This window comes from Pseudothauera nasutitermitis, assembly GCF_004801295.1.
GTDB classification, from domain to species: Bacteria; Pseudomonadota; Gammaproteobacteria; order Burkholderiales; family Rhodocyclaceae; genus Pseudothauera; species Pseudothauera nasutitermitis.
Genome location: NZ_SSOC01000005.1, coordinates 453470 through 468273, shown reverse-complemented (window position 1 = coordinate 468273; position 14804 = coordinate 453470). Strand labels below are relative to the sequence as shown.

The 14804-nt window shown below is 68.4% G+C and carries 10 protein-coding genes; 2 read left to right on the top strand and 8 right to left on the bottom strand.

The window, feature by feature from the left end; genetic code table 11:
• Positions 1–34: 34 nt before the first annotated feature.
• Positions 35–3301 (top strand): fused isobutyryl-CoA mutase/GTPase IcmF, encoded by a 3267-nt coding sequence (icmF, locus tag E6C76_RS15425; protein WP_136349118.1) that lies wholly within the window; start codon positions 35–37, stop codon positions 3299–3301.
• Positions 3302–3354: 53 nt separating this feature from the next.
• Here the strand turns inward: icmF and E6C76_RS15420 are convergent, their stop codons facing one another.
• The 8 genes from E6C76_RS15420 to E6C76_RS22090 all read right to left on the bottom strand — a co-directional run bounded on the left by E6C76_RS15420 (position 3355) and on the right by E6C76_RS22090 (position 12500).
• Complete coding sequence (locus E6C76_RS15420) at positions 3355–4230, bottom strand: DUF364 domain-containing protein (RefSeq protein WP_136349117.1); 876 nt, start codon at positions 4228–4230, stop codon at positions 3355–3357.
• Complete coding sequence (locus E6C76_RS15415; RefSeq protein ID WP_136349116.1) at positions 4227–5273, bottom strand: methyltransferase dimerization domain-containing protein; 1047 nt, start codon at positions 5271–5273, stop codon at positions 4227–4229. The genes E6C76_RS15420 and E6C76_RS15415 overlap by 4 nt, the downstream gene beginning before the upstream one ends.
• A gap of 72 nt (positions 5274–5345) precedes the next feature.
• Complete coding sequence (locus E6C76_RS15410) at positions 5346–6422, bottom strand: ABC transporter substrate-binding protein (protein WP_136349115.1); 1077 nt, start codon at positions 6420–6422, stop codon at positions 5346–5348.
• 62 nt (positions 6423–6484) lie between these two features.
• The gene (locus tag E6C76_RS15405) at positions 6485–8617 is read right to left on the bottom strand and encodes a TonB-dependent receptor (protein WP_168734358.1); all 2133 of its coding nucleotides are present in this window, start codon (positions 8615–8617) and stop codon (positions 6485–6487) included.
• A gap of 119 nt (positions 8618–8736) precedes the next feature.
• Entirely contained in the window at positions 8737–9522 is a 786-nt protein-coding gene (locus E6C76_RS15400) for an ABC transporter ATP-binding protein (protein WP_136349113.1), read from the bottom strand.
• Positions 9519–10574: a FecCD family ABC transporter permease gene (locus E6C76_RS15395; protein ID WP_136349112.1), complete on the bottom strand. Its 1056-nt coding sequence runs from the start codon at positions 10572–10574 to the stop codon at positions 9519–9521. The genes E6C76_RS15400 and E6C76_RS15395 overlap by 4 nt, the downstream gene beginning before the upstream one ends.
• A gap of 62 nt (positions 10575–10636) precedes the next feature.
• On the bottom strand, positions 10637–11428 hold the full coding sequence (locus tag E6C76_RS15390) for a class I SAM-dependent methyltransferase (protein ID WP_136349111.1): 792 nt from the start codon (positions 11426–11428) through the stop codon (positions 10637–10639).
• Between the two features lie 487 nt (positions 11429–11915).
• Positions 11916–12500 carry a preprotein translocase subunit YajC gene (locus E6C76_RS22090; RefSeq protein WP_168734357.1) on the bottom strand — a complete coding sequence of 195 codons (585 nt, stop codon included), beginning with the start codon at positions 12498–12500 and terminating at the stop codon, positions 11916–11918.
• Positions 12501–12908: 408 nt separating this feature from the next.
• On the opposite strand from E6C76_RS22090, the gene E6C76_RS15380 reads away from it, so the two are divergent.
• Positions 12909–14624, top strand: a complete 1716-nt coding sequence (locus tag E6C76_RS15380; RefSeq protein WP_136349110.1) for a putative bifunctional diguanylate cyclase/phosphodiesterase — start codon at positions 12909–12911, stop codon at positions 14622–14624.
• Positions 14625–14804: the final 180 nt, after the last annotated feature.

Below are 14804 nucleotides of genomic sequence, written 5' to 3'. Positions count from 1 at the left end.
AGGGCATATAAGAACGCAGGTGGAGGAGACCCCCATGACCGACCTGAGCGTGGCGCACAAACTCGCGCCCTACAAGCCGAAGAACAAGGTGCGCTTCGTCACTGCGGCGGCGCTGTTCGATGGCCACGACGCGTCGATCAACATCATGCGGCGCATTCTGCAATCCACCGGCGCGGAGGTCATCCACCTGGGCCACAACCGCTCGGTGGGCGAGATCGTCACCGCCGCGCTGCAGGAAGACGTGCAGGGCATCGCCATCACCAGCTACCAGGGCGGCCACGTCGAGTTCTTCAAGTACATGATCGACCTGCTCAAGGCCCACGGCGGCGAGAACATCAAGGTGTTCGGCGGCGGCGGCGGGGTGATCGTGCCGGCCGAGATCAAGGAGCTGCACGACTACGGCGTCACGCGCATCTATTCGCCGGAGGACGGCGCCACCATCGGCCTGCAGGGCATGATCAACGACGTGGTGGAGCAGTCGGACTTGGACCTCACCAGCGCCGCGCCGAAATCCGCCGCCCAGGCCCTCAAGCAGCTGGCCGCCGGCAACCGCCGTGCGCTCGCCCGCCTGATCACCGCGCTGGAGAACGGCGCCTGTGGCGAGGACGTGAAGCAGGCGTTGCGCGAGGCGGCCGCCAAGACCAAGGTGCCCACGCTGGGCATCACCGGCACCGGCGGCGCGGGCAAGAGCTCGCTCACCGACGAGCTGGTGCGCCGCTTCCGCCTGGACCAGCACGATCGCCTGAAGATCGCCATCGTCTCCATCGACCCCTCGCGCAAGCGCACCGGCGGCGCGCTGCTGGGCGACCGCATCCGCATGAACGCCATCGAGCACGAGCACATCTTCATGCGCTCTCTGGCCACCCGCGAGACCGGCTCGGAAGTTTCCGCCGCGTTGCCGGAAGTCATCGCCGCGTGCAAGCTGGCCGGTTTCGACCTGGTCATCGTGGAGACCTCCGGCATCGGCCAGGGCGACGCGGCCATCGTGCCTTTCGTCGACCTGTCGCTGTACGTGATGACGCCCGAATTCGGCGCGGCCAGCCAGCTCGAGAAGATCGACATGCTGGACTTCGCCGATTTCGTCGCCATCAACAAGTTCGACCGCAAGGGCGCCGAGGACGCGCTGCGCGACGTGCGCAAGCAGTACCAGCGCAACCGCGAGCTGTTCGCCCAGCGCACCGAGGAAATGCCGGTGTTCGGCACCATGGCGGCGCGCTTCAACGACGACGGCGTGACCGCGCTGTACCAGGAGATGCTGCCGCGCCTGCAGGAAAAGGGGCTGAAGACCGAGGCCGGCGCGCTGCCCAGGGTGGCGGTGAAGGCGTCAAGCAAGGGCCGCGCCATCGTGCCGGCCGAGCGCACGCGCTATCTGGCCGAGATCGCCGACACCGTGCGTGACTACCACAAGCACGTGCAGCAGCAGGCCCGCGTGGCGCGCGAACGCCAGTCGCTGAAGATCGCCAAGGCGCTGTTCGAACAGCGCGGCAAGGAGATCGGCTCGTTCGATGAACTGATCGACTGGAAGGACGGCGAACTCACCCCGGTGGCGAAAAAGCTGCTGGAACAGTGGCCGACCGAAAAGGCGCTGTACGCCGCCGACGAATACGTGGTGAAGATCCGCGACAAGGAAATCCGCACCAGGCTCACCCACGAATCGCTGTCCGGCACCAAGATCCGCAAGGTGGCGCTGCCGGGCTATGAGGACGACGGCGAGACGCTCAAATTCCTGATGAAGGAGAACGTGCCCGGCTCCTTCCCCTATACCGCCGGCGTGTTCGCCTTCAAGCGCGAGGGCGAGGACCCCACCCGCATGTTCGCCGGCGAGGGCGATGCCTTCCGCACCAACCGGCGCTTCAAGAAGGTCTCCGAAGGCATGCCGGCGCACCGTCTCAGCACCGCCTTCGACTCGGTCACGCTGTACGGCTGCGACCCCGACCCGCGCCCGGACATCTACGGCAAGATCGGCAACTCCGGCGTCAGCATTGCCACGCTGGACGACATGAAGGTGCTCTACGACGGCTTCGACCTGTGCTGCCCGACCACCTCGGTGTCGATGACCATCAACGGCCCGGCGCCGATCATCCTGGCCTTCTTCTTCAACACCGCGATCGACCAGCAACTCGCCAAATTCAGAGCTGACAACGGCCGCGAGCCGACCGAGGACGAATACGCCAAGATCCGCGCCTGGACGCTGTCGTCCGTGCGCGGCACGGTGCAGGCCGACATCCTCAAGGAAGACCAGGGCCAGAACACCTGCATCTTCAGCACCGAATTCGCGCTGAAGATGATGGGCGACATCCAGGAGTATTTCGTGCGCCACAAGGTGCAGAACTTCTACTCCGTGTCGATCTCCGGCTACCACATCGCCGAGGCCGGGGCGAATCCGATCAGCCAACTCGCCTTCACGCTGGCCAACGGTTTCACCTACGTGGAGAGCTACCTTGCGCGCGGCATGCACATCGACGACTTCGCGCCCAACCTGAGCTTCTTCTTCAGCAACGGCATGGACCCGGAATACACCGTGATCGGCCGCGTGGCGCGGCGCATCTGGGCGGTGGCGATGAAGAACAAGTATGGTGCCAACGAGCGCAGCCAGAAGCTCAAGTACCACGTGCAGACCTCCGGCCGCAGCCTGCATGCGCAGGAGATGGACTTCAACGACATCCGTACCACCCTGCAGGCGCTGATCGCCATTTACGACAACTGCAACAGCCTGCACACCAACGCCTTCGACGAGGCGATCACCACGCCGACCGAAGAATCCGTGCGCCGGGCGATGGCGATCCAGCTCATCATCAACCGCGAATGGGGCCTGGCGAAGAACGAGAACCCCAACCAGGGCAGCTTCATCGTCGAGGAACTGACCGACCTCGTGGAAGAGGCGGTGCTGAAGGAATTCGAAGCCATCGCCAGCCGCGGCGGCGTGCTCGGCGCGATGGAAACCGGCTACCAGCGCGGCAAGATCCAGGAAGAGTCGCTGTACTACGAGCACCGCAAGCACGACGGCTCCTACCCGATCATCGGCGTGAACACCTTCCTGAACCCGAAGGGGCAGGCCCAGCAGGAGATCGAGCTGGCGCGTTCCACCGACGAGGAAAAACAGGGCCAGCTCGCCCGTCTGAAGGACTTCCACGCCCGCCATGCCAAGGAGACGCCCAAGTGGCAGGCCCGCCTGCAGCAGACCGTCATCGACAACGGCAACGTCTTCGAGGTGCTGGTGGATGCGGTGCGCCACTGCTCCCTGGGGCAGATCACCGAGGCGCTGTACAAGGTGGGCGGGCAGTACCGGCGCAGCATGTGAGCGCCGTTGGGGAATGGGGCAGCGGCCGCCCGCGGAGGCGGGCGGGCCGGACTTCAGCCCGCCGGTGACAACCGCAGCGTCACACGTTCCACGGTCTTGCCGAAGAAGTGGTAGCCGGAGCCGCCCTCGGCAAGGATTTCCAGCAGTTCGTCCGCGGCCAGTACGCGCGTGCCGCCGACGGCGGTGACGCCGCGGCGGGCGTAGGGTTCGGGGATCAGTGTGGCCGTCGGCCCGATGACCGCGGCCTGGGCGCCGGGGCGCAGCAGGCGCAGCAGGCCGTCGAGCGAGCCGTTGATCAGCGTCGTGCCGGTGGTGATGAAGACTTCGGCCTGCGGCACGATTTCCGCGGCCCGTTCGGCGGGCGCGTAGAACGGCAGTTCTTCCGGCTTGAGGGTGGCCGGGTCCATCTCCAGGACATGGAAGGGCTGGCCGCGCCGGCGCAGCTCGCGCAGGTAGGGCGGAAAGGCGCCGACCAGCGCGACGCGCTGGCCCGCTGCGATGGTGAGCGCATCGAAGGCGTCGCCGTCGCGCAGTTCGACGCCGGCCGGTGCGCCGTCGCGCAGCCACAGCGTTTCGGCCAATGCGTTGAGGGTGGCGATGGCCAGGGTGCGGCGCAGGTCCTGCGGCCGGTACAGGTCTTCCAGGATCTGTGCGGCCGGGCGTCCGGCGATCTTGCCGGGGGTCGGCATGGCTTTCGCCGAACTCGGGCAGCACACCGCCTCCGGCACGCTCTTGATCGGCGTGGCACACAGGCCGCCGGCGCCGTTGGAGAGTTTGACCCCGGTGAAGAAGATGCCGAGCACGGCGCGCGCGACGGTGAGTTGGCCGGCCTCCGGGCCAAGGCGTGCGAGCACGCTGGCATGGAGGTCGGCGAGCAGGGTGGGCGGGCGTTCGATGGCGCCGGGGATGGAGTCGGGAGCCGGGTTCATGCGTGTTCTCCGTTGTGCGGCCGGCGGCCGAAGTGCAGCTTGGTGTTGCCGTGTTCGCCGGGCAGGTCGCTGCGTTCGATGTCGGCGAGGCCGGCCTGTTCCAGGCGCTGGCTGAATTGTTCGAGGTGGCAGAGCGGGTGGCTGTCGGTCAGCACGGCCTTGTCGAGGTCGCGCAGGCCGCCCGGCGCGGTTTCGCAGGCTTCCAGGCAGAACCAGTGCGCCGCGCATAGTTCGCCGCCCGGTGCGAGGCGCGCAGCGGTGGCGGCGAGCGCGTCGGCGGTGGATTTGCGTACCGGGTAGAGGGCGTGGAACAGCAGGACGCAGTCGTAGCTGCCGGACACCGGTACGTCGAGCGGGCTGCCGGCTTGCATGGCGGTGCGTCCGGCGAGGCCGCAGGCCTCCAGCGTCGCCTGCGTCGCAGGGACGGCCGCGGGGGCGGTCACCACCGTGGCACCGAGTTCCGGCAGGGCCTGGCAGAGCGCGGCGGCGGCCAGGCCGTCGCCGGCGTCGAAGCAGAGCAGGCGGTGCGGCGCCGTGCCGTGCTGCCGCCAGCGCGCGGTGAGCGTACCGGCCAGCCGCAGGGCTTCGTCCAGGAAGGGGTGCAGGGCGAGGGGCGGCGGGGCGGCGGCCGGCGTTGCCGGGGGCGCTCCGCCTTCGCTGAGGAAGGCGCGCAGGTCCGGCCAGCCGTGGGCCGGCTGCAACAGGGCCTCGATTTCCGCGGCCCGGCACCAGGGCGAAGCGGAAACCAGCACCGGGCGTAGTTCGGCGGCCAGGCTGTAGGCGCCGTGCCGGCGGGCGAGCAGGCCGAGGTCTTCGAGCGCCTGCAGGAAGCCGCCGAGGTGGGCGCCGCGCAGGCCGGTGGCGGCCGAGATGGCGGATTTTTCCGCCGGGCCGTGCTGGTCCAGCCAGTCGAAGAGGCCGCTGGCGAAGCCCGCGTGCAGCACCTGGAAGGATTTGAAGCCGTCGACGATGCGGTGGATGGTGCGTGCGGCCGTGGGCGCGGCGAGGCTGGCGAGATCAACGGGGGCGGTGTTCGTATCCATGGAAGACTCCTGTGGGTTCGATCGGCGGCTGGCGGCGCGGGCCGCTGTTTCCGGTTTCGAGGGCGGTATGCATCAGCGCGGGTGGCTGGCCAGGATGGCGCGGGCCTCCTGTTCGGTGAGCGGGTAGTCGAAGAAGCGTCGGTAGAAGGTGCGCAGTTCGCCGACCAGGTCGATGTCCGCGAGCCGGGCGGGGTGGAAGAGCTGGGCGGCCCACAGCACGGTCAGCGGCTGTTCGATGGTTCTCTGCCCCCATGCGTGGGCGCCGACCGGGGTGACGTGGACCCGCTGGTTGCGCACGGCGGGCAGCCTGGCGAAGCGTTCGTCCTGGTAGATGGCCGTCTTCTGCTCCGGCGAATTGACGATCAGGATGTCGGGATTCCACAGCAATAGCTGCTCGTGGGAGTAGTGCGCCGTGCCGCCCCCCGCCAGCCCGGCGGTGACGCTCTGGCCGCCGGCTTCCTCGATCCACCAGTTGGCGATGTCCAGGGGCGTCGCCATGGTGTTCGGGTTGAAGTACAGCACTTTCGGCCGTTCGGCCCGGGGCACGCCGTCCAGGGCCTGCCGGATGCGGCGCATCGTGTCGTCCAGATAGCGCAGGTAGTCCTCGCCCTGGGGCCGGCGATCCAGCGCGCAGCCGAGCAGATGCAGGTTGGCGCGGATGTCGGACGCATCTTTCCATTCGAGGAACAGGACGGGAATCCGCGCGGTCTCGAGTGCCCGGATCCGGGTCCGGTCCATGGTGATGACGAGATCCGGGGCAAGCCGGACGAGGGTTTCCAGATCGACCTCGCTGTTGATCTGCCCTTGCAGCACCGGGCGGTCGGCCAGATAGGGGGCGATGGCGGTCTGCAGCCACCAGCGCTTCGACTGGGTGAAGCGCGCGGGCAGCCCGTTGACGATGGTCCGCCCTGCGCCGAGGGCGAACAGATAGCCGTTGATGACCGGCACCGAACCGACGGTGGCGACGCGGTTCACCGCCGGGGGCAGGGCGACGGTCCGCCCGGCCATGTCGACGACGGCGCGGGCGTGCGCGCCATCCGTCGTGCACGCCGACGGGGCGTGCGCCGCTGCCGCGCCGCAGCCCAGGCTCCAGGCCAGCAGCGCCAGTGCCGCGATCCGCAGGCGCAGTCTTCCGCGTCCGTTCAGCATTGAGCCCTCCCTTCAGAGCCTGTCTTCCGGAGGCGGGGTGGCCCTCCCCCGGAAAGATCGGTTCAGAAGTTGTAGATCAGCGTGGCATGGAAGTTGCGGCCGGGGTAGGCATAGGCATCCTGGGGGATCCGGCCGAGGTAGGAGTAGGTTTCGTCGAACAGGTTGTTGATGTCCACCTTCAGGTCCACGCTGCTGCGTTCCCCTGCTTCCCACAGGCGCTTGCGCAGGCTCAGGTTGGCCACGGTGAAGTTGCCGAAGCCAACCAGCGGACCGTCGCCGACGTTGGCGCGTCCGCCGTACTGCTTGCCGTAGAAGTTGAAGTTCAGGTTCCCGGAGAACTTCGAGGCCGGATGGCTGAAGCGGATGCCGTAGCTCGCGGTGGTGTCCGGCATGCGGGCGATGGGCCACCATTTGCCCAGCAGCCCCGGCCCGCCCTCGTCGATGACTTCCTTCTTGCGGAGCATGTGGGTGAGGTTGAGGTAGGGGCGCAGTTCCACGCTGCGGTAGCCGAGCAGGCCGGCCACGTCCGCGCTGACCTGGATTTCCACCCCTTCCTGGATGCGCCTGTCGACGTTCATGACCACCCGCCCTTGCGGGGTGCCGCCGTCGGGCCGCACGCCCGGGTAGATATAGACGTTGTCCTTGATTTCGTAATAGAAGTAGGTGCCGGACAGCCGCCAGTCGGTGCGCGCCAGGTCGAAGCCGATTTCGTAGGCGTCGGTGAACTCGGGCTTGAGCCGGGGATCGCCGGGTGCACCGTAGTCCTCGTAGAAGCTGCTGGCGAACAGCTGGCGTCCCGATGGCGCCCGCCAGCCCTGAGTGTAGTTGGCCCGCAGCTTGAGTCCATCCACCGGCAGCCAGGACACGCCGACGGTCGGCGAAACGTGCTCGAAGTTGCGGCGGGTGGGCAGTTGATCGCGTGAGGTGATTCCCCTGCTGGTGAAGTAGGGCACCCGGTCGTAGTGCTCGTCGCCGACGGACAGGTCCTTGGCGCTCGCGCGTTCATAGCGCAGGCCGCCGGAAAGGTTCAGCGTCCCGTCCCGCAGCTTGAGCGTGCCGATCAGGTAGGCGCCCCACAGGGTGGTGGTGCTGGTGGGGTGCATGGGATAGCCCACCCCCGCCCATTGGGGATCCAGCCCGCCCGGGCGCAGGAAGTTGCCGCGTGCGGTGGAGGAGTTTTCCACCTCGTACTTGATGTAATCCAGCCCCCCGGTGAGATCGAACAGCGTGGAAGCATAGGTCAGGCTGCCCTGGGCGCGGTCCGTATCGACTTCCTGCCCCTTCGGGTAGCGGGAGGCGGCTTCGTAGGTTTCGTAGAGGTCCTTGCCCTGCCCGAGGCTGGCTTTCCACGACAGGCTGCCGTCCGCGTTGGCGCCTTCGTAGTTCAGGTGGATCAACTGGGTCTTGCGGTCCGTATAGCTGTTGTTGCGGATTTCTCCTTCCTCATCGACGTAGGACGGCCGGTGCGCCTTGTCCACGTTGTAGTGGTAGCCGTCGATGCCGATGCGGTGCCGCTCGTTGAAGGTATAGCCGAGATTGAAGTTGAGGCGTTCGGTGGCGTCGGTGCGGGTGTTGTGGACCTTGTTGCCGCGGCCGTCCTTGTAGTCGCGGCGCACGGTGCCGTGTTCGTAGCCGAAGGTGTAGTCGAACTGGCCCGCGCGGCCGTGCAGATCCACGCCGGCCCGGTAGGCGTCGTGGCTGCCGAAGCCGATCCGCGCCGAACCGCTGAAGTATTCCGGCCCGCCCCGCTTGGTGACGACGTTGATGATGCCGCCGGAGGAGCCCATGGAATACTTGAACATCTCGGGCCCGCGCAGCACCTCGACCCGTTCCACGTTGTACAGGGAAATCTGCCGGGTATTGGCGACCCCGGAGCGCCGGCCGTCGATGAGGATCAGCACCTTGCCGTTGGCCTCGGTCATCAGGTGCTCGGTGTGGAAGCCGCGGATCAGGGTGGTGTTCTCGCCGTGGTCGGTCGGGGTGGCCTCCACCGGCAAGCCTTGTTCGATCAGCAGTTCGCTCAGGTTCTGCGCGGAAGAGCGCTTGATGGTTTCTTCGGCGATCGTGAAGGCGCTGGTGGCGGTCACCCGCTCCTGCTCGGTGAAGCCTGCGGGATTCACGACGACTTCGGGCAACACCCTGGGGCTGTCGGTTTCGGCCAGGGATACGGCGGGCAGCAGCAGCAAGCTTGCCATGACGGGTCGAAGACAGTGCATCACGTATTCCTCCTTGACGGATTGAAAAGCGCGACGGGAAGGCGTCGCGCCTTGGGCTGCACAGGGCCGCGGGGCGGCCGTGGCGAGGGGGCGGCGGGTCAGCATGCGGCTCTCCTGCCGGCCGGGCGGAAGGCCAGGCGCCGGCCGTCGGCGGTATGCAGCAGTTCGACGCGCACGCCGTAGAGCCGGTGGATCGCTTCCGGGGTGAGGACCTCGTGAGGATGGCCGTCGGCGGCGATGCGCCCGTCGATCAGCAGGGCGACCCGCTGGCTGCCGGTGAGCGGCTGGTTGGGATCGTGGGTGGTCATCAGTACGCCGTAGCCTTCCCCGGTGAGCCCTTCCAGGCGCTCCAGCAGGCGGACCTGGTTGCCGTAGTCGAGCCCGGCCAGGGGTTCGTCCATCACCAGCAGGAGGGCCTCTTGCGCCAGCGCCCGGGCGATCAGGGTCAGTTGCCGCTCGCCGCCGGAAATCTCGGTGTAGGCGCGCTCGGCGAGATGGGCGATGCCCAGGTGTTCGAGGATGTCGCCCACGCAGGCCCGGTCGGCGGCGCCGGGCGCCTTGAGGAGGCCGGTGGCCGGCAGGCGCCCCATCAGCGCCACCTGGCGCACCGTGTAGGGGAAGGGCGCGACGTGCACCTGGGGCACGTAGGCGACCCGACGGGCCAGTTGCCGGCGGTGCCAGCCGGCCAGCGCTGTGCCGTCCACCGTCACGCTGCCCCGGTCGGGCCGCTGCAGGCCGAGCAGGATTCTGAGCAGCGTGCTCTTGCCGGCGCCGTTGGCGCCCAGCAGGCAGACCCGTTCGCCGGCGGCCAGCGCCAGGCTGGCGCCCGCCAGGACGGGGCGGCCGTGGTAGGCGAAGTGGATGTCGCGGGCGGCGATGCTCATGTCCACCCCCGCCGCACGCGGTGCAGCACGAGCAGGAAAACCGGGATGCCGAGCAGCTCGGTGACGATGCCGATGGGCAGTTCGGCGGCGAACAGATTGCGCGCCAGGCCGTCGGCGAAGAGCAGGAAGGCGGCGCCCAGGCTCGCCGCCGCCGGCAGCAGGCGGGCGTTGCCCGGCCCCACCAGCAGGCGCGCGATGTGCGGCACGACGAGGCCGATCCAGCCGATCATGCCGGCGATGGAAACCGTCAGCGCCGAGATCAGGGTGGCAACGGCGATGGCGGTCAGGCGCACCGCCGTCACCGGCACGCCCAGCGCCCGCGCCTCGTCGTCGCCCATGGACAGCGCGTCCAGCGCGCGCCCCATCAGGCAGAGCAGCAGGATGCCGGCCAGCATGGGCGGGGCGGCCCAGGCCATGTCGCCGATGCCGGCCTGCCCGAGGCTGCCCATCAGCCAATAGACGATGGCCGGCAACTGGCTGTAGGGGTCGGCCAGGTACTTCACCATCGTCAGCAGCGAGGTGAACAGCGCGCCGCTGAGAATGCCGCCGAGCACCAGCATGATGATCGAGCCGCCGCCGAACAGGTGGGCGATGCCCACCCCGATGCCGACCGCGGCGAGTCCCATGACGAAGGCGCCGGCCTGGACCAGCAGCCAGTGGCCGTCCAGCAGGATGCCCAGCGCGGCGCCCGCGGAGGCCCCGGCCAGCACGCCCAGCAGCCCCGGCGAGACCAGCGGATTGCGGAACAGCGCCTGGTAGGCCGCGCCGGACACCGACAGCGAGGCGCCCACCAGGATCGCCGCCAGCACGCGCGGCAGGCGGATTTCGACGATCAGGTTGTGGAGCAGGGCATAGCGTTCCGGCTCCATGGAGACGAAACCGGCGGCGGCGAACAGGAAGCGCACGGTCTCCCAGGGCGGCAGCGGATAGCGGCCGAACGACAGCGCGGCCAGCGTGGCCGCCAGCGCCAGCAGGGGGGCGACGAGCCAGCGCATGCGCGCGGCCGCCGGGGCGGTGGCGGGCAGCGGATGGGTGGAGGCCGCTTCAGCCATGCTGCGGTATCGGCGCGAGGGGCGTGCGCGTGTCGGGGTTCATGAGGTGTTCCGGCTTGGATTCAATCCGGCTGCTTGTCCCAGGAAATGAAGGCCCAGCGCATCGGGGCGCCGAGGCTCGGCGCCGGCTGGCGCAGGTACCACGCATGCAGACGTTCGCGTTCGGCGGCGGAGAGTTCGCCGAGCGCCCAGGCCACGTGCGCGGCGAACTCGTCGAAGTCCGTCGCGCCGGTCAGCCGGCCCTCGCTGGCGATGTAGTCGAGGCGCGGGTGGATGCCCATGCCGTGCAGGATGTTCACGGCGTAGATGTAGTCCGGCAGCGCCGGCAGATCGCGTCCGACGGCCTCGATCACGGCGTCGTCGATGAAGCGGCCGCCGACCAGGTGGGTCAGGTATACGCGCCGCTTCGCCTTGTCGTTCAGCTTGTGCAGCGCGACCTCCAGGTCGGCGACCGTGGTCGAGCGCGAGGCGACGACGATGTCGCAGGCCGGCACCGCCGCCCAGTCGTCCTCCCAGGCGAGTTGCAGGGCCTCGACGTTGTCGAGCTCGAGTCCGGCCGCGTTTTCCTGCAGCGCGTCCAGCATGCCCCGGCTGAAATCGAGGCCGATCACGCGTTCCAGCCGCCCGGCGAGCGGCAGGCAGATGGTGCCGGGGCCGCAGCCGACGTCGAGCAGCGTGCGCGCGCCGGCCAGATCCATGCGGCCGATGAATTCGTCTACGTAGCGGCTCTTCAGCGCCTTGCGGCCCAGCTCGGCGGCGCGCGCGTCCCAGACACTGGCGGGCTTCGGGTTGCGCTTGGCGGCGGCGAGGTGGTCGCGGTAGAGGCGGCCGAAGTCGATGGCGGCGAGGCTCATGATGCGTGCTGCTTGGATCGGTGCCGCGGGCAGGCGGCCGGCACGGCAAGGGGGCGGCAGACTTGGCTGCGCTGCGGCGGCCGCGCGGGCGCTGCGAATCGGTTCGTCATCGAACCTCTTCCGGACATCGATATGTCTTCGATGAAATAACGATCCTGGCGGAAAGATGAACGTATGCCTTAAGTCTCTTTGTTCAAGCGATACGCTCGCCAGCACGTATTTGATAACCGCAATATAAGAATGGATATAACGCAGATCAAAAAAGGCGGCTTGTGCTGGATCCCCTCTGGACTGCCCGTCAGAGCGGGCCGCGCGAGCCGCAAGGGGAAGGCGATATCGTCGGCCAGGAGGAATTGCGCTGGCGGCGGTTTACCGAACTGCTACACGAGGTCGACCGCGGCGACGTCATCGACCACCTCGGTTGTATTTGCCGCGCCCCGGATGCCAGGGCGAAGGGTGTGGTTTGTCCGGCCGCCGTATTGACCGTTCAGGATGGATCGCGCGGCGAGCCGGTGTCGGCGACCGCCATGCCCGCCGCCAGCCCGCCGACGCCGATGGCTCCACCGCCTGCGCCACCCCCACCACCGCCTCCGCCCCGTCCTTCGCCGCGGCCGCCGCCTTCGCCATCGCCGCGCCCGGTGCGCTGGGTGCGGCCGGGGCCGGAGGGCGGCAGTGCCAGGCTGGGCGGGATCGCTTCGAGCCCCAGTTGCGTGCGCAGGTCCGCGCGCAGGGCCTCGACGAGCGGCTGGTAGTCCACCGTCTCGCCGCGTTTCAGCTCGGTGGCCGCGCGCGCCGCCAACTCGACCTGGGCGAGGGAGCCGAACAGCACGATGTCCGCCAGGGTTTCCTCGATCTGCGTGCCGTGTTCCTGCTCGGCCGGCGTGAATGAGCCGGCCAGCGAGCGGTAGGCGGCGACCAGCGACTTCAGGCGTTCGGTTTCCTGGCGGTTCTCCCGCTGGCGCCGCTGCTGCACGCGCTGCATGATGACGATGCGGATGGTCAGCAGCACCACCGCGACGACCAGCGAGGCGATCAGGGTCAGCGGCAGGGTGCCGAGATCGGTCAGGCGCATGAGGGGGCAGGCTTGTGGAGCATGGCGCGCCCGGCGGGCGCGGCAAACGGGGGCTGGGCTGATTGTGCCCCGAATCGGCGGCCTCGTGTGTGCCAGCTCGTGCCATGCTGGTCCGCTGTCCAGCGGCACGCCTGGCAGTCCGAGCCACTGGAACGGCGTGACCCGATCAGCAGGCTGGAGGCGGTACGGGACCCCGCGCGCATGAGTGCGAAACCCGGCGGGCTGGCCGTGGCAGCAGCGTTCGGGGCTGATGGAGAGTGGGTTCCCACTCTGGGTAATGGTGCGCCGCATGCTGGGCGGCGGGGCGATGGCAGGGTAGTATCCTCCCGATAAAGTCGCTGGTGCCCGGCCGCCGTCCCGGTGGAGCAGGGTGATGGCGTTTTTTCCGGCTTTCGAGGCCCCCACCAGATGATGCAGATTTACCGCAAGCCGCCGCAGGTCTTGCCGTCGGAGAGCGCATTCTTCCGCCTGCCCGGCGCCTTGCTGATGATCCTGGACGACGACTGGGTCGTGCAGATGATGAGCGAGTCGTGGCGCGAGGTGCTCGGCGTCGGCCAGGAGGAATTGCGCTGGCGGCGGTTTACCGAACTGCTGCACGAGGTCGACCGCGGCGATGTCATCGACCGCCTCGGCTGTATCGGCGAAGCCCTGTCCACCGTGCGTTTCTCCTGCCGCTGTCGCAAGGCCGACGGCAGCTACGTCGGCCTTGCCTGGAGCGTTTCGTACGACCCCGACCAGGGCCTGTTCTACGCCTCCGCGCACGAAACCGGCGTGCGTCTCACCCGGCACGAGGCGCGCCTGCCCGAGGTCTTCGTCGATGGCCTCACCGGCCTGCCCAACCGCGGCCTGTTCCTCGACCGCGTCAGCCATGCCATGCAGCGCGCGCAGCGCCGCAAGGATCTGCGCTTCGCGGTGATCCACTGCGGCGTGGACCGCTTCAGCGTGATCAACCACAGCCTGGGCAACCGCATCGGCGATCTGCTGCTGATCGAGGTGGCCAACCTGCTGCGGCGCACCACCCGGCCCACCGACATGGTCGCCCGCCTGGGCGGCGACGAATTCGGCATCCTGCTGGAGGACGTGCGCGACGCGGTCTCGCCGGTGCGCGTCATCAAGCGCCTGCAGGAAAAGTTCGTGCTGCCCTTCCTGTTGCACGAGCACGAGGTGTTCTCCAGCCTGTCCTCCGGGGTCACGCTGTCCGGCGAGCAGTACGAGGAAGCCGACGTGATGCTGCGCGACGCCAACATGGCGATGCGCCGTGCCAAGGGGCAGGGCGGCGGCGGCTACGTGCTGTTCGACCGCGGCATGCACGAGGAGGCACTGCGCCGCCTGGACCTGGAGCTGGACCTGCGCCGCGCGCAGGAGAAGGACCAGTTCGAAGCCTACTACCAGCCCATCGTGCGCATGCGCGACGGCCGCCTGACCGGCTTCGAGGCTCTGGTGCGCTGGAACCACCCGGAGCGCGGGCTGATCTCTCCGGCGGAATTCATCCCGCTGGCCGAGGAAAACGGTTTGATCATGCACATCGGCCGCTGGATGCTGCGCGAAGCCTGTGCGCAGATGCGCCGCTGGCAGCGCGCCTTCCCACGCCGGCCGGCGCTCACGGTGAGCGTGAACCTGTCCGCCCGCCAGTTGCTGCATCCGGAAATCCTCACGGAAATCCGCCAGACCCTGCGCGAGACCGGCCTGTCCGCCCGCCATCTGAAGCTGGAGATCACCGAGAGCGCGATGATGGAGAACGCCGAGCGCGCCATCGAACTGCTCGAAGCGCTCAAGCGCACCCGCCTCAAGCTGATGCTCGACGACTTCGGCACCGGCTATTCCTCGCTGTCCTACCTGCACCGCCTGCCCATCGACGCGCTCAAGGTGGACCGCTCCTTCGTCATGCACATGCATGAGCGTGCCGACGACCGCAGCTTCGTCGAGACCATCGTCAACCTCGCCCACAAGCTCGGCCGCGAGGTGGTCTGCGAGGGCATCGAACTGCCCGAGCAGGAAGCCCTGCTGCGCCAGATGGGCGTGGAGTACGGCCAGGGCTATCTGTACTCCCGTCCGGTCACCGCCGCCCAGGCGGAAATGCTGATCATCGACGACGTCGCGCGCCATCCCGCGCGCAAACGCTGACGCTGCTCAGAGCCTGTCTACGCTCTTTTCATGGGTCCCGCAGCCGCCCAAAGTGTTCCGCTCAAGGCGCGCGGCGCAGCCAATACCGGTGGTCTTGGCAAGGCGCGCAACGCGGAGCGGGGCGCTTTGGACGGCTGCCCTTCGGGTTGCCCCGCCAGGCCGGCCGCCGCGGCGTTACAA